Genomic DNA, 17,858 nt, shown 5'->3' on the forward strand with positions numbered 1-17,858 from the left:
CATGCGAATTCTTCTGGTTGAAGATGATGTTCGACTTGCGGCGGAGCTCAAGCCTCGGCTGCAGCAGGCAGGTTTTGCCGTTGAAACCGCTCATGATGGCGAGGATGGTGAGTTTCTTGGGCGGGAGGAAAATTTTGATGCCGTTATTCTGGATTTGGGCCTGCCTCGCAGGCCGGGCCTTGAAGTGCTCGCAAACTGGCGAAACGCAGGTCTGGATATGCCGGTACTGGTACTGACGGCACGTGACGCCTGGCATGAGCGCGTGGATGGGCTCAAGGCCGGTGCAGATGATTATTTGGGCAAACCTTTCCACACCGAAGAGTTATTGGCGCGTCTTGAGGCGCTGGTCCGCCGTCATCACGGTCATGCCAGCAGTCGTCTGCAAGTGGCGGGGCTGGAGCTGGACAATGATCTTCAGCTGGTACGTGATCAGAAGGGGCTGGAGCATCCGTTGACCGGTCGAGAATTCCGCCTGCTGCGTTACATGATGCTTAACGCTGACAGGGTGCTGTCCAAGAACGAGCTGAGCGAGCATGTCTACGAAGAGGAAGATCTGCGTGACAGCAACGTGATTGAGGTCTACATCAACCGTTTGCGTCAGCGTTTTGGCAAACGCTGCATCCTGACCCGGCGTGGTCAGGGGTATGTGATGCCGAGTCAGCCTGAGAGCGGCTCATGAGTCGAAATCAGGTGGCCACGAGTAGCTCGCTTGAGTGGCGGATTCGGCGGCAGCTCCTGCTGGTGCTGTTGTTGGTCATGAGCGGACTGCTGATGTTGGTACACATCAGTGTCAGCCATTTGACCCAGAATTTTGTCCTCAGTCGCCTGGAGCATGATGCCGAGAGCCTCATTGCGGCATTGGAGCGTGGGGCCGATGGCCGTTGGCAGTTGAATGAGACGACATTGCCGCAAGTGTATCAGCGGGTCCACTCGGGGCACTATTATGTACTTGCAAGTGACACAATGACCTTGCGCTCACGCTCTCTTTGGGATTTGGAAACCTCAACTCGAATGATGCCAGTGGGTGTCAGCCACAGTGAGCTCAAGCCCGGGGTCGGTGATCAGCAGTGGTTGATCAGAGAACAGGGGTTCAGTAAACAGGGGCAGGGCTTTTCGCTCTGGATAGCTGAAGATATTGCGGACCTGCAGCAGGAACAGCGTCAATTTGAAGCAGGGCTTCTGCTGCTGTTGCTGTTGAGTCTGCCATTGTTGCTGATCCTGCAAAGGCGTGTGCTGCGTTCGGGATTTGCCCGTCTTGAGCCTTTGCGCCAGAGCCTCGCGCGACAGCAGGCTGGTGCCGAGGTTGAGTTTCCGGCTGAGATACCTCAAGAAGTGGTGCCCTTGGTGGAAACCATCACCCAACTGTTGCGCCGTTCAGGTGAGCAAACAAGTCGCTCGCGGATGGCGCTGGGCAATCTGGCACATGAACTCAAGCATCCGTTACAAGAGTTGCAGTGGCTTGCACGGCAGCATCCTGACCCTGAACAGAGTGCACAGTTGCTGCGACTGTATCGGCAGCTGCATCAACGTATTGATCGGGAGCTGCGTCGGGCTCGGATTGCCGGTGCGCCGGGGCCGGGAAGGCAATTTGTGCCAAAAGATGAAGTGACGCATTTGGTGCGCCTGCTTCAGCGTATCGGCCGAGATGATATCGATTTTAAATCCGAATTGCCGCCCGGGGCGATCCCTTTTGATCGTGATGACATGCTGGAGCTGCTCGGCAACCTGTTGGATAACGCCTGGCGTCATGCCTGTCGGCGTGTACAACTTCACATACAGCCCGATAAGGATAATATCCACCTGTGGTCAATACTGGTCGAAGATGATGGTAAGGGTGTGAATGATGCCGATTTGCTGCGGTTGTCTGAGCGTGGTGTGCGTCTGGATGAGCAGGCCAATGGCAGCGGTTTGGGTCTGTCTATCTGTCGCGCGGTGGCAGAAAGCTACGATGGAGAGCTGGTTTTTGCCGCTTCAGAACTCGGAGGGCTGCAGGTAAAGGTGAGCCTGAGAGCAACATGATTTGGCTTGGCGCATGACTCGCTTCCGCTCTACGTAATGGATATGAACGCCGTAAACTCTCTCAGCAGGTCAGGGTCATACCAATGAGCATCCGAATGCATCATGGCAATTGCGTCCGCAGGTTGGGCACCCTTATGGTAAGGCCGATCTTCAGTGATGGCATCGTATGAGTCGATAATTCGGACGATTCTGGCCAGTAGAGGGATTTTTTCACCCGATAGCCTGGCCGGGTATCCACTGCCATCAAAATTTTCATGATGATGCAAAACGATCGCTACAATCTGGTCATCAAGTGACAGTGGCTGGATAAGCTCTGCTCCAAGCCGGGTATGTTGCTGGATAAGCAGATATTCGGCATGAGTCAAGCGAGAAGGTTTGTGTAAAATCGATTCGCTGATCGAAAGCTTGCCGATATCATGAATTTCAGCGCCGTAGGCCAGTGTGTAGGTATCATCCCTATTCAGGGACAGGTGCTTTGCAAAACCCTCTGCATAGGACCTCAACCGACTTTGATGACTCGCGATATCAGGGTCTCGGGCATCAACCACCCGCTGTATAAAAGCAGTAATATGAGGCATGAATAATCCTTCTCATTGCCCGTCGTGATTTCATACAGACACTATAGGCCCATTTTCACGTAAATAGAAAGCGCCAGGGATCAGCAGGGGCTCGGGTTGCAGTGATATGTACCAGTTCGCTATTACATCCCTGTAATGTATTATTGCTCAAAGTGTTCAATTCGTTTTTGTCTGCTATGGCAAACGCGGATAGAGGTCAGCGGCTGTTATGAAAACGTATTGGTTAAGCAGGGGGTTACAAAAGCAGTGCTGCTGATGATCGATAACTTCGACAGTTTTACCTGGAATGTTGTCCGCTACCTCGAAGAGCTGGGGATGGAAGTGCAGGTGCATCGCAATAACGCGATTACGCTGGAACAGATTGAAGCCCTTGCGCCCACCCATATGGTGATATCCCCCGGTCCTTGTACACCGGCTGAAGCGGGTATTTCGGTTGCTGCCATACGTCATTTTGCCGGACATCTGCCGATTCTGGGGGTTTGTCTTGGGCATCAGTGTATTGGTCATGCGTTCGGGGCTGAGGTCGTCAGGGCGCGTCAGGTCATGCATGGCAAAACATCTTTGATCGAGCATCGTGGTAAAGGCCTGTTTGCGAGTATTAAGCAGCCGCTTGAGGTGACGCGTTACCATTCTCTGGTTGTGCGCCGCGAGAGCCTGCCGGATTGTCTTGAAATGACGGCATGGACGACCACCGCAGATGGCGAGCCTGACGAAATCATGGCGCTGCGGCATCGAGAGCTTGAACTGTACGGGGTGCAGTTTCATCCCGAATCCGTTCTGACTGAACAGGGACATGCACTGCTGGAAAACTTTATTCAGCGGCGTTGAATCGCATACTAACAGGAGGCATTGGATGAATATTCAGGAAGCGCTGGCACGCATTGTCGACCATATCGACCTCGGTTTTGAGGAGATGGAAGACGTCATGCGTCAGGTAATGACCGGGCAGTGCAGTGAGTCCCAGATTGCCGGCTTTCTGGTTGGCCTGCGGATGAAGGGTGAGTCGATTGATGAAATTACCGCGGCTGCCAAGGTGATGCGTGACCTGGCCACACCGGTACGTCCGGCCGTAGGCCCCCTGGTTGATATTGTTGGTACCGGTGGCGATGGCGCCAACCTGTTCAACGTGTCATCGGCCAGTGCCTTTGTCGCGGCGGCCTGTGGTGTCAAGCTTGCCAAACACGGCAATCGTGGTGTTTCTTCCAGCAGCGGCAGCGCTGACCTGCTGGAGCAGGCCGGTATCAATCTGGATTTGGGCGCCGATGAGGTCGCACGCTGTATCGATGAAGTTGGTATCGGCTTCATGTTTGCGCCTGGCTACCACGGTGCCATGAAGCATGCGATCGGTGCCCGCCGTGCGCTCGGTATGCGGACTTTGTTCAACATACTGGGCCCCATGACCAACCCGGCTGGCGCGACCCGCGGCGTGATCGGCGTATTCACGCCCAAGCTCTGTCGCCCCATGGCGGAAGTGATGCAGCAACTGGGGGCTGAACACATTATGGTGGTGCATGCAAAGGATGGGTTGGATGAAATCAGCCTGGCCACCCAGACGCAGGTTGCGGAGCTGCAAAATGGCAAGATTACGGAATACAGCTTGTCACCTGAAGATGTGGGCATCGACAGTCAGAGCTTGATCGGTCTGAGTGTGAACAGTCCCTCGGAGTCGTTGGCCCTGATTCAGCTGGCGTTGAGTGGTTCGGATGAGCCGGTGGCACGAAAGGCCGCTGCCATGGTGGCACTGAATGCTGGCGCAGCCGTATATCTTAGCGGGCAGGCGGATACACACCAGGCCGGTGTCGAGCAGGCTTTGGAAGCCATACGTTCGGGCGTAGCACTGGATAAAATGAAGCAGCTGGCCGCGTTCAGTCAGCAGCTGGGGAAAACTGAATAATGAATGATACACCCACAATTCTGAAAAAGATCATCGCTCGCAAGCATGAAGAAGTGGCTGAGCGCAGTGCACGGGTATCGATTGCAGACCTGAAACAGCGTATTGCCGATCAGCAAGGCAGTGCGTCAGATCCGCGCGGGTTTGCGGATGCGCTGGCAACGTCGCTGTCATCGGGTCAGCCTGCAGTGATCGCCGAGATCAAAAAGGCCAGCCCTTCAAAGGGCGTGATTCGAGACCCCTTTGAGCCGGCCGAAATTGCCGCTTCGTACGAGCGGGGCGGTGCCAGCTGCCTGTCGGTACTGACCGATGTAGACTTCTTTCAGGGGGCGGACGAATACCTGCAGCAGGCACGCAGCGCCTGTTCATTGCCGGTCATCCGCAAGGATTTTATCGTGGACCCCTATCAGATCTACGAAGCCCGCACACTTGGGGCTGACTGTATTCTGCTGATTGTTGCGGCCCTGACCGATGCGCAGTTGTCCGACTTGACCACGCTGACCCATGAGCTTGGCATGGATGTGCTGATTGAGGTGCATAATGCAGAGGAACTTGAGCGTATTCTGCCGCTCAACACCCGTCTGGTTGGGATTAATAACCGTGATCTGCACACCTTTGATGTCAGTCTTGAAAACACCTTCCAGCTGCTCGATCGCATCCCGTCAGATCGCATTATCGTGACCGAGAGCGGCATTCTGACGCCGGATGACGTGGCTGCCATGCAGGCCCGGCAGATCAACGCTTTCCTGATCGGTGAGGCGTTCATGCGGGCAGACGATCCAGGACAGCAGCTGGCGCGCTTTTTCAGCGCTGCACACTAACGCATTGTGAGGAAACAGGCAGTATGAGCATGAATGTCAGTGTTAACTGGGATGGCGATGATCGTTTCAAGGCGACCACCGGTTCCGGTTTTGAAGTGGTAATCGACAAGGATCTCCAGCAGGGGCCGCGGCCCATGGAGCTGGTGCTGACCGGTCTGGGCGGTTGTACCAGTGTTGATGTGGTGGGCATTCTGCGCAAGGCGCGTCAGGATGTGACCGCTTGCGTGGCTGAAATCAGTGCCGAGCGCTCGGACGAAGTGCCTTCGGTCTTTACCGAAATTGATGTCAAATTCATTGTCAGTGGCCGCAAGCTGAAACCTGCTGCGGTAGAACGTGCGGTTCGCCTGTCCGCCGAACAGTACTGCTCGGCATCGCTGATGCTTGAGCGTGGAGGGGTGAAAATCAGCCACAGCTTTGAAATTGTGGACGTGGAATAAACCCGTTTTATCACTTGTTTCTTGAAGGGCGCTGAAGTAGAATTTTGCGTCCTTTTTATTTGTTCAACTCCTTGCTTTCAACCACCGGCATTCGGCGGGTGACTTGAAGGCTGTGAAACCGTAAGGAGCAAAAATGCGTCATTACGAAATCGTATTCCTGGTTCACCCGAACCAGAGCGAGCAGGTTCCGGCGATGATCGAGCGCTACAAGACTCTGATCGAAGGTGCTCAGGGCCAGATTCACCGTCTGGAAGACTGGGGCCGTCGTCAGCTGGCTTACCCGATCAACAATGCACACAAGGCACACTATGTGCTGATGAATGTTGAAACGACTCAGGACATCCTGGACGAACTGTCCAGCATGTTCCGTTACAACGACGCTGTGCTGCGTAACATGGTGATCCGTTGCAATGAAGCGGTCACTGAAGTTTCTCCGATCAAGGCAGCAGAGTCTCGCGAAGAGCGCAAGCCGCGTCGCGAAGAGCGCACAGAGCAGAAGCAGGACAACAGTTCTGCCGATGACAGCTCTGATGAAGAAGCTGCTGAAGAGTAATCGTTAACCCTATTTATTGGAGAAGTTCAGATGGCACGTTTTTTCCGTCGTCGCAAGTTCTGCCGTTTCACCGCTGAAGGCGTAAAACAGATCGACTACAAGGATCTGGATACCCTGAAAGGCTACATCACTGAAACCGGCAAAATCGTTCCGAGCCGTATCACTGGCACCAAGGCACGCTATCAGCGTCAGCTGGCTACTGCTATCAAGCGCGCCCGCTACCTGGCTCTGCTGCCGTACACCGACAGCCACGACGTTTAAGCGTCGGTTGATACAGCCGTAGGCAGCACACAGTGCTGCCAGACTCGTTTAATGCTGCTGCCCGGAGGTTGCGTGCAGCAGCCGGGATTCAAGACTGCAGCCTTTGCAGAACAAGAGGTTTTACGAGATGGAAGTTATTCTGCTCGAAAATATCGGTAAACTGGGTAATTTGGGTGACAAGGTCGCCGTTAAATCGGGATTTGGCCGTAACTACCTGGTTCCTCAGGGTAAAGCCGTACCGGCTACCGCTGATAATGTCGCCAAGTTTGAAGAGCGTCGTGCCGAACTGGAAAAAGCCGCTGCTGACAAGCTGGCTCAGGCCCAGGCTCGCGCCGAACAGCTGAACGAACTGGAATTGTCTCTGGTCACCAAAGCTGGTGACGAGGGTAAACTGTTCGGTTCCATCGGCACCCGTGATATCGCGGAAGCACTGAGCTCTGCCGGCGTTCAGGCCGACAAGAGCGAAGTACGTCTGCCGGAAGGTGCGATCCGTCACGTTGGCGAGTTCGACGTCGACATTCAGGTACACCCTGAAGTGACCGCGACCATCAAGCTGGTTATTGCCGGCGAATAATTTCGCTCTGCAATCCGGTTAAGGAAAAGCACTGCGTGGTATATACTGCGCAGTGCTTTTTTTATGTTCAAAAATGACGATGTTGTATAGCTCAGGAGACGTGATCCGGTGGAAATGGCAGATCTGAACGACGAGGTGCTGGAACAGATCAAGCAGCCACCCCATTCGATTGAGGCCGAGCAGTCGGTTCTGGGCGGCCTGATGCTGGACAACAACGCCTGGGATACGGTCTCGGAAGTACTGCTGGAAGATCAGTTCTACCGCGGCGATCATCGCATGATCTTCCGTACCATGCAGAAGCTGATCGATGAAGGCCGGCCGATCGATGTGGTCACTCTGTCGGAAGAGCTGGACCGCACCGGCGAGCTGGAAAATGCGGGTGGTCTGGAGTATCTGGTCACGCTGGCCCGCAACACCCCCAGTACCTCGAATATCCGCGCCTACTCCGAGATTGTGCGTGACCGTTCACTGCTGCGTCAGATGATCAGCGTAGCCAACGAGATCGCCGACAGTGCATTTCATCCCGGCGGTCGCGCCTCTGATGAAATCCTCAACGAAGCCGAGCAGAAAATCTTCCAAATTGCGGAAAATCGACCCAATCAGGGAGGCCCCGAGGGGGTAAATCCGCTGCTTAAGCGTGCGGTGGACCGGATTGATGAACTCTTCAACAATGCGGACTCCCTCACGGGGGTCACCACCGGCTTCGATGACCTGGATGATCGTACCGGTGGTCTGCAGAAGTCGGACCTGGTGATTGTGGCAGCGCGTCCCTCAATGGGTAAAACCACTTTCGCCATGAACCTGGTCGAAAATGCTCTGATGGCAACTGAGAAGCCGGTGCTGGTGTTCTCGCTGGAGATGCCCGCCGACCAGTTGGTGACACGTATGCTTTCATCGCTTGGTCGTATCAATCAGACCAAGGTACGTAACGGTCAGCTTGAAGAGGATGACTGGCCCAAGCTGACGACTGCGGTCAATATGCTCAAGAACAAGCCGCTGTTTATTGATGACCAGCCCGGTATCAGTCCCAACGAGATGCGTACCCGTGCACGACGTATCGTGCGTGAGCACGGTGATCTTGCCATGATCATGGTCGATTACCTGCAGCTGATGACCCTTAAAACGGGTAAAAGTGAAGGCCGTACCCAGGAGATATCAGAGATTTCCCGATCCTTGAAAGCCCTGGCCAAGGAGATGAGCTGCCCGGTGGTGGCGCTGTCGCAGTTGAACCGAAGCCTTGAACAGCGTCCCAATAAGCGTCCGGTGAACTCGGACCTGCGTGAATCCGGCGCTATCGAGCAGGACGCCGACGTGATCATGTTCATCTATCGTGATGAGGTATACAACGAGGACAGCCCGGACAAGGGAACCGCTGAAATCATTATCGGCAAGCAGCGTAACGGTCCCATCGGTTCGGTTCGTCTGGCGTTTATAGGGCAGTACACCCGTTTCGAGAATCTTTCACACATCAACTACAACTACGATGATGGTGAGTAGGGTGATGCTCAGGACTCCCTGAGCATCTTGTTGCGAAAGCCTTCAGGCACGGCAACTACCTTGCGGTCGGTGTAATCGAAGAACACGATGCCGGTTTTTGCATGCGCAATCTCTACCGCCGTGTCCTTGTTGCTCAGCAGATAGTAAAGATCGCAGCCGTACTTGTTGAAATCGGCCACCGTTACATCCACCTGCACGCGATCACCATGGAAGCTCTCCGCCTTATAAACGATGGCAGAGTCGGTCATGATGATCCCCGCCCCTTCTACATCAAACTCGGCGTAGTGGTAATGCTTGAGGAAGCGCAGGCGGGCCTCATGTACCATCGACAGCACGGCATCATTGCCCATGTGGCCGCCATAGTTGATGTCGCTGATACGGACACACAATTCGGTGCTGAACAAGTAATTGTCCGGCATATCCAGTTTGATCCGGGCCATTTCGTGCACTCTCCTGAAAGTTGCTTACAGCCGATCCAGTTCCTGCATCACCGCGACCATGGCAGCGGTGAGGGTAGCAAGATCTGCATCTGACATGATATAGGCTGGCATGACATAGACAAGCCTGCCAAATGGGCGTACCCACACGCCCCGGTCGACAAACATGGGCTGCACCTGGGCCAGTGAAACCGGTTCATGACGCTCGATTACGCCGATTGCGCCCAGCACTCTTACATCGGCTACGCTGGTCAGAGCACGAGCGGGCTCGAGTCCCTGCTTCAGGCCTGATTCAATGCGCTGTACCTGAGAGTGCCAGTCTTGTTGTTCGAGTTGATTCAGGCTTTCCAGTGCCACGGCGCAGGCCAGCGGGTTGGCCATGAAGGTGGGTCCGTGCATGAAGCATCCAGCGCCTCCTGCAGAGATGGTATGCGCAATCTCCGCTGTGGCCAGCGTGGCGGCCAGCGTCATGTAGCCGCCGGTCAGGGCCTTGCCAAGGCACATGATATCGGGGCTGATGCCGGCATGGTTGCAGGCAAACATCTCGCCGCTGCGACCAAATCCGGTGGCAATCTCGTCGGCAATCAGCAGCACCTCATACTGGTCGCAGAGCGCCCGTGCCTGGCGCAGCCATTCGGGGGAGTAGAAGCGCATTCCACCGGCGCCCTGAACAATGGGTTCCAGAATCAGTGCTGCCAGCTCACCATGGTGCTGGGCCAGCAGGCGTTCGAGCTCTGTGATATCGGTGGCTGCAAAGCCGCCATCAAAGGGGGTCTCCGGGCGAGGGGCAAACAGCTGCTGTGCCAACACGCCACTGAACAGTTCATGCATGCCGTTGACAGGGTCGCACACCGACATGGCACCGAAGGTATCGCCATGGTAGCCGTTGCGTAGGCTGATCATGCGGTGCTTTTCCGGTTTGCCTCGGGCATGCCAGTACTGGATCGCCATTTTCAGCGCGACTTCGACGGAAACCGAGCCGGAATCGGCCAGAAAAACACGCTCCAGGCCTTCGGGTGTCATCTCGACCAGTTTGCGTGACAACTCAATAGCGGGTGAGTGTGTCAGACCACCGAACATCACATGGGACATGCGATCGATCTGCTCATGCGCGGCCTGGTTCAGAGCCGGATGATTGTAACCATGGACCACTGACCACCAGGAGGCCATGCCATCGATCAGTTCACGCCCGTCTGTCAGGCGCAGGCGTACGCCCGAAGCGGACTCCACCGGGAACATCTGTGGCGGGTTGATCATGGACGAATAGGGGTGCCAGATATGCTGACTGTCAAAGGCAAGCTGTTCTGTATCAGGGCCGCGCATGCTGATCTCCACTCCTGGGAACTGGTGTGAGGGAGCTCATTAGAGCGGTCTTTGCAGCGGGCTGCAACCTCTCGCAGGACTAGTTGCGCACTTCAATTCGGTTGCGGCCACCGCTTTTGGCCTGATACAGAGCTGCATCTGCTCGGCTCAGCAACTCGGAGCTGCCGGTATCACTGGCATTGAGTGTGGTGACGCCGATGGAGAGCGTCATGGGGATCAGACCATCCGCCGTTTCGGTAGGGGTCAGCTCAAGCAGGTGACGCAGTCGTTCTGCCAGCTGTACGGCACCCTCAAGGCCGGTGCCGGGCAGCAGGATGGCAAATTCTTCACCTCCTAGACGACCAATCGAATCAGTTTCGCGCAGGCAGCTTCGAGCAAGGCTGGCAAAGTGCTGCAATACCAGGTCGCCGGTGTTGTGGCCATATTCGTCGTTTATCCGTTTGAAATGGTCGAAGTCGATCATTAACAGGCTGCTGGGGTGGCCCAGGCGTCGGCTCAGGCGTTGCTCTTCATGCAGCCGCTCCAGAAAAGCGCGCCGGTTGCTCAAGCCGGTCAGGGAGTCGGTAGTGGCCAGTAGTTTGCGTTCCGCTTCCTTACGGTCGCTGATATCGCGGAATACGGTAACAACCCCGGTTATTTGCCCACGTTCAATCATTGGCTGGCTGGTCACGACAACCGGCAGAAGTTCTCCGGTTCGGGTTTTGAACTGCTCATCACCTTCGTAGGTAATACCCTTGATCGCGTTTGAGAAAATCGGACACTGCTGCAGTGACAGGTCATTCTCTTCATGTTGATGCAACAGCTGATGCAGGTTTTCCTGATACAGCTTCTGTTCGTTATAGCCGGTCAATCGGCTGACAGCCCTGTTGACGTATAGAGTCCGACCCTCCCTGTCCAGAACATAGATGCCTTCGCCAACAGCAGCCCCGATGGCATCCAGCCGGTATTTCTGTACCAGAATGGCATGCCGCTGCTGGTGAAGATGAAGCAGCATTGAGCCCAGCAGGAGGGTGACCAGCAGGCTGACCACCAGCATGGTGTAAAATTCCCATTGCAGGCCGGTCAGGAGCGGTGCCGGGTGAATAGACAGGATGTACCCCCCAAGTCCTCCGGTCAGTGTTTGTACCGGAATAAACGCGACTGCATAGCCGGTACCTTGATGGTAAGTGGCTGTTGCAAAGGGCTTTCCTGTCTTGAGCTGCTGGCGGATGCCGGGTTGGGCAGCAAGCGAATGACGCAGAGTTTCCAGTGGCAGCTCTTGGTTCAGGGCATCATTCAGACTGTCAGTATGGAGCAGGAAATCCGGGCTGATCAGTGCTGGTTGCAGCCGATCCTGAGGGCCACCTACCAGCACCGATTCTACGGTACTGCGCTCAAGCAGGAAGATGAAGGTTTGACGTGGCGAAAGGGATGCCAGTGTCTGGCGGATACGGGCAAAGGAAACGGCTGTTTCCATGCTGCCGATCATCTGGCCATCGAGCATGAGTGGCTGAATGAAGCGGAAACCAATGAAAAAGCGTCCTACCTCGAAACCGTAGCAGGCCTTGGGCTGCTCCTGCAGGCGTCGAAGTGAAGGCCTTATTTCGGCCAGAGAGTCACCATGAACGCCGGGAGCATGGAAACGTAGAAAACTGGTGCCATCTGCCTGGTGGAACTGCCATTGAGAAATGCCGCGTCGCACCAGGTCCTGATAGTGTGGGAGTAGTCGTTGATACAGCTCTTCTCTCAGCAGTGCGCGCTCTGAATGATTATCGGCATTGATGCCGAGATCAAACAGGTGAATCAGTTCAGGCTGGCGGGTCAGATCCGCATAAAATGTATCCATTGCCAGCGCGTATCGCTCCAGGCTGGCGTCATAGGTTGCCTGCAGCAGAGTGGAAGCGTGCTCCAGATACTGTTGCACCCTGTCCTGGCGGACCTGATGCAGGAACAGCACTGTCAGCAGGAAAAGGCCGGAAAGCAGTAATACATAAAGACCCTTGCGCATAGTTCGGCCCTTCATGGCTCAAGATCCATTAAGGAGAGCTTAGAGTCAGCTTAGCACCCGTTGCTGACGGGCACAAAGCATCCTCTTCCCGGGCTCAGTCCGGTTGGAACAGAGCACCGCTGGTAATTGCGCGCAGGGTTTTGAGCAGCAGCAGACAGACTACAAATGTCACCACAATCAGTGAAAGCCAGGAGAGCAGCAGAAAAAACTCACTGCCTGTCTTCATCAACATGATTTGGGTCGCGATGCAAAATGCTGCCAGTGGGAAGCTGTAGGCCCACCAGGAGATGAAAAAACGAATGCGTGAAAAACGCGGCAGCTGGGTAAAAAGAAGCAGCGTAATGAACATCGCGCTGTAGTAGAGAATACGTGCAAAGCTGTCGACCACTCCCTGATTCAGTTGCAGGTAGGAGACAAAGCCAACCGCAGGCGGTGCGATCATGATGAAGAGTGTTGGCAGCATTTTTTCAGGCAAGGGGTCGTGAAACAGCACCCGGTTGAAAATCAGTGTTTTCAGTACCAGCCAGTAAAGCAGACCGATGCTGAAGAAGAACCAGCTGGCTTCGGTGTAGCCGTGCTGTACACCGGCAATCGGCGCGACGATGTTCCCCACAACAGGGATAAACCAGGCAGGCGTACTGTGCTGAACCTTGAACCGAGAGTGGTGTATCCACTGGCTCATCACATGCAGCGTCAGCAGCAGATGAATGATGGCACCGCTGATCCACAGATAGCGTGAGAGACCCGGTGAAAGCTCCAGGGTGGCGGTGGCGATAAGCAGCAGGCTGATTGAAAAAGCCGGAAAGAAACTGATTTTGATCGGGTGGTTGAACTCATCTATCACTTCAGAGCTGAAGCGCACGGTTTTGAGCAGGTAGATGCTGGTAATCATCAGCAATACACAGGCAGTTACTACCAGCAGGATCTGTCCGACAAGTGGTGACATCCCCAGTGTGTAGGCTGCTTTCTGCCAGCTTAGCGTGAGGCCTCCGAGTCCCATTACCATTGCAATCAACGCAATGGGGAAGTGCTGCAGGCGTTGCGGGGCAGACAGCGTTGAGCTGGGCTGCTCGGTCATGGCGGCGGCTCCTTTATTTAGTTTGTTCTAATATTCTAGGGCCGTAATCAGTCGGGATCAATCCTGATCAGTCTGAAGGGTGATACTGTTTACATCGACCCGGTCCCGCGTGATACGAAAGCGAATGTTCAGACCATACAGGCTGATACCGTATTCTCTTGCCTCATCCTGTTTCCTGTAAGCCGGGCGCGGGTCACACAGCAGGACTTCGGTGATCTGTCGCGCCAGTGGCTGGCCAAGGCGGCCTGCATGAATCTGGCAAGCCTGTTGCGCCGACTGACTGAAATGCACAGGAAGTGTTAACCGCTCGATGCGTGACGCCAGAGCAAATTCCGCCTCAGGCAGGCTGTCGGCGTAGGGAAGGTAGGGTTTGATGTCGAGAATGGGAGTTCCGTCAAGCAGGTCTGCCCCTTCCACTTCCAGCCAGACCCTATCTCCGCTTTGCTCGATACTGCACAGACGGACAGGCGACAGGCCTATGGGGTTGGGGCGAAACGGTGAGCGGGTGGCAAATACTCCCAGACGCTGGTTGCCACCCAGTCGAGGTGGCCGCACAGTGGGGCTCCAGCCCTGGTCTGAGGTTGCACTGAACAGGAACAGCAGCCAGATATGGCTGCACTGCTCCAGCCCGCGTACCGATTCAGGATTTGAATAGGGGGGAACCAGTTCAATTCGGGCGCGAATAGAGGCCAGCCCCGGCTGGCGCGGGATGCCGAACTTTTGGTCAAACGGGCTGTGGATAAAGCCGATCGGTGTCATGCTGTGGCTGTGTGGGACGGTCATCGTCTACTCCGCAGGATTCAGCCGGCAGTATACCCGATCAGGCCGCCTCAACCAGTGGTGCTCGTTTCTGTACCGGCGTTGTACTGCTCCAGTGACGCGATGCTTTCTCGGCCTGCTCGGCCAGACGATGAATGTGGCTCAGAGCATCCATCAGTGCAACAGAGTCAGCCGTGTTCAGCAGGCTGGAAATGGTCTGGTTCAGCAGGCTGCCCTTGAGGTACTGATATTCACGCTGTACCTGGCGCATCATCTGGTGTGCTTCGTAGCCCTGAATGGCCTGATCTTCGCGCACTTCACAGGCGTCGATGAGATGGATGACCGCCTGCTGAAACTCCTGCACGCTCGTGCGCACACCGGGGTCCTTGAGCTGCTCCAGTACAGGGTAGTATTCCGGAAGGCGCGCTGACAGGCGTGCGACTTCACTGAAGTAGCGCGCAACCCTGAGTGAGATTGGCAGCGTTTCACTGATCTCAATACTCAGGTTCTGTCGTGCCAGCTCTTGGTTGAAGTCACCAATACGGCTGATCAGCAGGTTCACGCTGTCGGACTGTTGTTGCAGCCGAGTGGCAGCGCCGCGTTCAGCGCTGATCGCTTCACGAGCCATTCGACTGCAGATACGGCTGACGCGGGCCAGCTCCATATTAATCGCTTCAACCGCGAGGGAGGGGGTCGTGATGATGTTTTTGTCCAGATACTGGGGCGTTGCTTCATCTTCTTCCTGGGTGCGGAAACGTTGCTTCAGAAACGTGACCATGCGGTCGGTCAGAGGCCACATCAGCAGTACCCCCAGTAAATTGAACAAGGTGTGGAACATCGCCAGTAACGCAACCAGATCAAATTGGGCCGGGTCCAACCGGTTGAGGAAGCCCCCCAGCAGCATCAGCAGCGTCAGACCGACCAGCCCTGTCAGCAGGTTGAAAATGACATGTGCCGCTGAGATTCGCTTGGCATTGGATGTGGCGCCAATGGACGCCAGCAGGGCGGTGGTTGTGGTCCCCACGTTGGCGCCGATAACCAGTGCAGCGGCTGCCGCAAGAGAAATGCTGCCCGTGTACACCAGCGACAACGCGATCGCAATGACGGCGGCGGAGGCCTGCATCAGAAAGGTCATCACAATACCGGCCAAAACAAACAGCGCCAGTGCCAACGGGCCTGCACCCAGCTCGGCAAGGGGAACCGAAGAACTCAGGCCGTCGAACGCCTCGCGCAGGAAATCCAGGCCGATAAAAAAGATGCCAAAGCCGGCCACTGCGGTACCGATATGGCCCAGCCGATTGTTGTTGCCTGTAATGCGCAGCACCATGCCGAGCCCGATCATGGGTAACGCAAAGGCGCTGATCTTGAACTTGAAGCCGATCAGTGCCACCAGCCAACCGACCATGGTGGTACCGATATTACTGCCATAGATGATCGAAACCGATTGGGTCAGTGTCAGCAGGCCTGCGTTCACGAACCCCAGGGTCGCGACGGTTACGGCGCTGGATGACTGAACCAGTGCAGTAATCAGTGTACCTGATACAAGCCCTCGCAGTCGTGAGCCTGTTGCCATTTCAAGTGCTGCGCGCAAGGAGCGCCCGGCTGCCTGTTTCAGGCCATTGGTGAGCAGTTGCATGCCCAGCAAAAAAAGACCGATACCACCAAACAGCTGTCCCAGCATTTCAAATGTCATCGCCTTTCCATCCAGGCAGAAAATAAGCTTCAAGCTAGCAAAAACCCGGACATCCGTCGATATGGATCGGTAGCCGAATCCTATGCTTATCGGCTTTTAACGGTTCTCGGGTGTTCTTGCCAGAACCCAGACATCGACCCGTTTACAGCCATGCTCACGCAGCAGTCGCGCCAATGTTGATACGGTGGTACCTGTGGTCATGACATCGTCGATCAGTGCAACGTACTCAGGAGCGGTTGAGCGCACAGTAAATGAGTCTTGCAGGTTACGGCGCCTGGCTTCAAGACTGAGCGACATCTGTTTGGGGGTTCGACGATGCTTGCGCAGGCTGAGCTGAAGCGGAATGTGTAATTGATGGCTCAATCTTTGTGCCAGCAGCTCGGCCTGATTGTAGCCTCTGTATATCTGGCTGAAGGGGTGCATTGGGACCGGTATCAATGCATCTGGCCAGCGGCCCTCGTGACGCTGGCGAATAAAATCGCTGAGCGTGGCCGCCAGCCACCCCAGGTGCGCAGGCTGGCGGTGATACTTGATCGCCGGAATTAATTGGCTGAGTGGGAATGAATAGGTGAAAGCGGCCTGTACCTTGTCAAAGGCTGGCAGTTCATTGCTGCAATGTGAGCACAGGCCGGACAGGTGGCGGGGAAGAGGCAGAGCACAACGAGGGCAGGCATGTATCAACCACGGCAGGTCTGCGTGGCAGCCTTCGCACAGGCCGTGAAACCGGTGGTCTGACGCACCGCAAAGCGAGCACTTCTGTGTATTATATAAACAGCTGTTGATTATGTATTTAAACATAGGTTGACAGTTCCTTCTGTCTAATTAAGATGCTGGGAATTGATATGCGATCCGTGCATGTCCCATGATTATGTCACAAGGGGATTGGAGTTATGCTAAGCCAGGCTGAAGTGCGCCACGACTGGACCGAACAGGAAGTACGCGCCCTGTTTGAATTGCCGATGAATGATCTGCTGTTTCAGGCTCAAAGCGTACACCGCCAGCACTTCAATCCCAATGAGGTACAGGTCAGCACGTTGCTGTCGATCAAGACCGGCTCCTGCCCGGAAGACTGCAAATACTGTCCGCAGAGCGCCCACTATAATACCGGTCTGGAAAAACAGCGTCTGATGGAAGTCGAAGCGGTGCTGAACAAGGCCAGGCAGGCGAAAGAATCCGGCTCAACCCGTTTCTGTATGGGCGCGGCCTGGAAACACCCCACCGAGCGTGACATGCCCTACGTAATCGAGATGGTCAGGGGCGTGAAAGCGATGGGGCTGGAAACCTGCATGACGCTTGGCATGTTGCAGGAAACGCAGGCGCAACAGCTGGCCGAGGCGGGGCTGGATTACTACAACCACAACCTGGACACCTCGCCGGAGTTCTACGACAAGATCATCACTACGCGCAGCTACGAGGATCGTCTGAATACCCTGCAGCATGTACGTGATTCCGGCATGAAAATCTGTAGCGGCGGCATTTTGGGCATGGGTGAAACTGCCAGGGATCGTTATGGCCTGCTGATGCAACTGGCCAACCTGCCGCAGCAGCCAGAGTCGGTGCCGATTAACATGCTGGTGAAGGTGCAGGGCACGCCGCTGGAAAACGTGGAAGACCTCGACCCTCTGGAATTCATCCGTACCATCGCCGTGGCGCGTATCATGATGCCCAAATCCCATGTGCGTCTGTCTGCCGGTCGTGAGCAGATGTCCGACGAATTGCAGTCCATGGCGTTCTTTGCCGGTGCCAACTCCATCTTCTACGGCGAATGCCTGCTGACCACGCCAAACCCGGAAACCAACCGCGACCTGCAGCTGTTCAAACGTCTGGGTATTCGCCCGGAACAGCGCATCGAAGACTCCGATGCCGACCAGGAGCAGAAACTGGCCGCCGAGATTCAGGCCCAGCAGGATGCTGATCTGTTCGTCGACGCCACCGTCGCGCACTGAGGCA

Annotated in this window: 19 protein-coding genes; 11 read left to right on the forward strand and 8 right to left on the reverse strand. The window is 55.5% G+C overall.

The genetic code is table 11. The features are described from left to right. The first annotated feature begins 1 nt into the window (after position 1). Together ABIE61_RS06215 and ABIE61_RS06220 are read left to right on the forward strand one after the other, a co-directional pair. Entirely contained in the window at positions 2-679 is a 678-nt protein-coding gene (locus ABIE61_RS06215) for a response regulator transcription factor (protein ID WP_354407717.1), read from the forward strand. Next, a complete protein-coding gene (locus ABIE61_RS06220) occupies positions 676-2,019 on the forward strand; it encodes a sensor histidine kinase (RefSeq protein WP_354407719.1) in 1,344 nt (447 codons plus the stop codon). Before ABIE61_RS06215 ends, ABIE61_RS06220 begins: the two co-directional genes overlap by 4 nt. Positions 2,020-2,048: 29 nt before the next feature. Here ABIE61_RS06220 and ABIE61_RS06225 read toward each other — a convergent pair whose 3' ends face one another. Then, entirely contained in the window at positions 2,049-2,597 is a 549-nt protein-coding gene (locus ABIE61_RS06225) for an HD-GYP domain-containing protein (protein WP_354407720.1), read from the reverse strand. A gap of 246 nt (positions 2,598-2,843) precedes the next feature. Between ABIE61_RS06225 and ABIE61_RS06230 the strand changes: the two genes are divergently transcribed. The 8 genes from ABIE61_RS06230 (at position 2,844) to dnaB (ending at position 8,631) form a co-directional block, all read left to right on the forward strand. After that, the gene (locus ABIE61_RS06230; RefSeq protein ID WP_354407722.1) at positions 2,844-3,425 is read left to right on the forward strand and encodes an anthranilate synthase component II; all 582 of its coding nucleotides are present in this window, start codon (positions 2,844-2,846) and stop codon (positions 3,423-3,425) included. Between the two features lie 25 nt (positions 3,426-3,450). Next, a complete protein-coding gene (gene trpD / locus ABIE61_RS06235) occupies positions 3,451-4,491 on the forward strand; it encodes an anthranilate phosphoribosyltransferase (protein ID WP_091825421.1) in 1,041 nt (346 codons plus the stop codon). Beyond that, complete coding sequence (trpC, locus tag ABIE61_RS06240) at positions 4,491-5,309, forward strand: indole-3-glycerol phosphate synthase TrpC (RefSeq protein WP_354407724.1); 819 nt, start codon at positions 4,491-4,493, stop codon at positions 5,307-5,309. The genes trpD and trpC overlap by 1 nt, the downstream gene beginning before the upstream one ends. 29 nt (positions 5,310-5,338) lie before the next feature. Then, positions 5,339-5,746, forward strand: coding sequence for an OsmC family protein (locus tag ABIE61_RS06245; RefSeq protein ID WP_354407859.1), 408 nt, complete (start codon positions 5,339-5,341; stop codon positions 5,744-5,746). 133 nt (positions 5,747-5,879) lie between these two features. Then, positions 5,880-6,299, forward strand: coding sequence for a 30S ribosomal protein S6 (gene rpsF / locus ABIE61_RS06250; RefSeq protein ID WP_091825429.1), 420 nt, complete (start codon positions 5,880-5,882; stop codon positions 6,297-6,299). A 30-nt stretch (positions 6,300-6,329) separates the two neighbouring features. Beyond that, a complete protein-coding gene (rpsR, locus tag ABIE61_RS06255; protein ID WP_091825431.1) occupies positions 6,330-6,560 on the forward strand; it encodes a 30S ribosomal protein S18 in 231 nt (76 codons plus the stop codon). 127 nt (positions 6,561-6,687) lie between these two features. Then, a complete protein-coding gene (rplI, locus tag ABIE61_RS06260; RefSeq protein ID WP_091825433.1) occupies positions 6,688-7,134 on the forward strand; it encodes a 50S ribosomal protein L9 in 447 nt (148 codons plus the stop codon). Between the two features lie 114 nt (positions 7,135-7,248). Next, positions 7,249-8,631 (forward strand): replicative DNA helicase, encoded by a 1,383-nt coding sequence (dnaB, locus tag ABIE61_RS06265; protein ID WP_091825783.1) that lies wholly within the window; start codon positions 7,249-7,251, stop codon positions 8,629-8,631. Positions 8,632-8,639: 8 nt separating this feature from the next. Here dnaB and ABIE61_RS06270 read toward each other — a convergent pair whose 3' ends face one another. The 7 genes from ABIE61_RS06270 to ABIE61_RS06300 all read right to left on the reverse strand — a co-directional run bounded on the left by ABIE61_RS06270 (position 8,640) and on the right by ABIE61_RS06300 (position 16,706). Beyond that, complete coding sequence (locus tag ABIE61_RS06270; protein ID WP_091825436.1) at positions 8,640-9,071, reverse strand: acyl-CoA thioesterase; 432 nt, start codon at positions 9,069-9,071, stop codon at positions 8,640-8,642. Between the two features lie 24 nt (positions 9,072-9,095). Further along, positions 9,096-10,391 carry an adenosylmethionine--8-amino-7-oxononanoate transaminase gene (bioA, locus tag ABIE61_RS06275; RefSeq protein ID WP_206840418.1) on the reverse strand — a complete coding sequence of 432 codons (1,296 nt, stop codon included), beginning with the start codon at positions 10,389-10,391 and terminating at the stop codon, positions 9,096-9,098. Between the two features lie 79 nt (positions 10,392-10,470). Then, on the reverse strand, positions 10,471-12,393 hold the full coding sequence (locus ABIE61_RS06280) for a diguanylate cyclase (protein ID WP_354407730.1): 1,923 nt from the start codon (positions 12,391-12,393) through the stop codon (positions 10,471-10,473). Positions 12,394-12,472: 79 nt separating this feature from the next. Then, entirely contained in the window at positions 12,473-13,456 is a 984-nt protein-coding gene (locus tag ABIE61_RS06285) for an SLAC1 anion channel family protein (RefSeq protein ID WP_206840421.1), read from the reverse strand. 57 nt (positions 13,457-13,513) lie between these two features. Then, complete coding sequence (gene tsaA, locus ABIE61_RS06290) at positions 13,514-14,239, reverse strand: tRNA (N6-threonylcarbamoyladenosine(37)-N6)-methyltransferase TrmO (RefSeq protein ID WP_242530126.1); 726 nt, start codon at positions 14,237-14,239, stop codon at positions 13,514-13,516. Between the two features lie 37 nt (positions 14,240-14,276). Next, entirely contained in the window at positions 14,277-15,908 is a 1,632-nt protein-coding gene (locus ABIE61_RS06295; RefSeq protein ID WP_206840424.1) for a Na/Pi cotransporter family protein, read from the reverse strand. Positions 15,909-16,004: 96 nt separating this feature from the next. Continuing rightward, positions 16,005-16,706: a ComFC family protein gene (locus tag ABIE61_RS06300; protein ID WP_354407734.1), complete on the reverse strand. Its 702-nt coding sequence runs from the start codon at positions 16,704-16,706 to the stop codon at positions 16,005-16,007. A 92-nt stretch (positions 16,707-16,798) separates the two neighbouring features. Between ABIE61_RS06300 and bioB the strand changes: the two genes are divergently transcribed. Then, positions 16,799-17,854: a biotin synthase BioB gene (bioB, locus tag ABIE61_RS06305; RefSeq protein WP_206840428.1), complete on the forward strand. Its 1,056-nt coding sequence runs from the start codon at positions 16,799-16,801 to the stop codon at positions 17,852-17,854. The last annotated feature ends 4 nt before the right edge of the window (positions 17,855-17,858 follow it).

The sequence above is a fragment of the Marinobacterium sp. MBR-111 genome (assembly GCF_040547585.1).
Classification (GTDB): domain Bacteria; phylum Pseudomonadota; class Gammaproteobacteria; order Pseudomonadales; family Balneatricaceae; genus Marinobacterium; species Marinobacterium iners.

Excerpts from the sequence above, each read along its gene's own strand:
- rpsF (WP_091825429.1), top strand. The coding sequence starts at position 5,880 with ATGCGTCATTACGAAATCGTATTCCTGGTTCACCCGAACCAGAGCGAG.
- rpsR (WP_091825431.1), top strand. The coding sequence starts at position 6,330 with ATGGCACGTTTTTTCCGTCGTCGCAAGTTCTGCCGTTTCACCGCTGAA.
- tsaA (WP_242530126.1), bottom strand. The coding sequence starts at position 14,239 with ATGACCGTCCCACACAGCCACAGCATGACACCGATCGGCTTTATCCAC.
- bioA (WP_206840418.1), bottom strand. The coding sequence starts at position 10,391 with ATGCGCGGCCCTGATACAGAACAGCTTGCCTTTGACAGTCAGCATATC.
- ABIE61_RS06225 (WP_354407720.1), bottom strand. The coding sequence starts at position 2,597 with ATGCCTCATATTACTGCTTTTATACAGCGGGTGGTTGATGCCCGAGAC.
- ABIE61_RS06285 (WP_206840421.1), bottom strand. The coding sequence starts at position 13,456 with ATGACCGAGCAGCCCAGCTCAACGCTGTCTGCCCCGCAACGCCTGCAG.
- bioB (WP_206840428.1), top strand. The coding sequence starts at position 16,799 with ATGCTAAGCCAGGCTGAAGTGCGCCACGACTGGACCGAACAGGAAGTA.
- ABIE61_RS06270 (WP_091825436.1), bottom strand. The coding sequence starts at position 9,071 with ATGGCCCGGATCAAACTGGATATGCCGGACAATTACTTGTTCAGCACC.
- rplI (WP_091825433.1), top strand. The coding sequence starts at position 6,688 with ATGGAAGTTATTCTGCTCGAAAATATCGGTAAACTGGGTAATTTGGGT.
- ABIE61_RS06280 (WP_354407730.1), bottom strand. The coding sequence starts at position 12,393 with ATGAAGGGCCGAACTATGCGCAAGGGTCTTTATGTATTACTGCTTTCC.
- dnaB (WP_091825783.1), top strand. The coding sequence starts at position 7,249 with ATGGCAGATCTGAACGACGAGGTGCTGGAACAGATCAAGCAGCCACCC.
- ABIE61_RS06215 (WP_354407717.1), top strand. The coding sequence starts at position 2 with ATGCGAATTCTTCTGGTTGAAGATGATGTTCGACTTGCGGCGGAGCTC.
- trpD (WP_091825421.1), top strand. The coding sequence starts at position 3,451 with ATGAATATTCAGGAAGCGCTGGCACGCATTGTCGACCATATCGACCTC.
- ABIE61_RS06300 (WP_354407734.1), bottom strand. The coding sequence starts at position 16,706 with ATGTTTAAATACATAATCAACAGCTGTTTATATAATACACAGAAGTGC.
- ABIE61_RS06245 (WP_354407859.1), top strand. The coding sequence starts at position 5,339 with ATGAATGTCAGTGTTAACTGGGATGGCGATGATCGTTTCAAGGCGACC.
- ABIE61_RS06295 (WP_206840424.1), bottom strand. The coding sequence starts at position 15,908 with ATGACATTTGAAATGCTGGGACAGCTGTTTGGTGGTATCGGTCTTTTT.
- ABIE61_RS06220 (WP_354407719.1), top strand. The coding sequence starts at position 676 with ATGAGTCGAAATCAGGTGGCCACGAGTAGCTCGCTTGAGTGGCGGATT.
- trpC (WP_354407724.1), top strand. The coding sequence starts at position 4,491 with ATGAATGATACACCCACAATTCTGAAAAAGATCATCGCTCGCAAGCAT.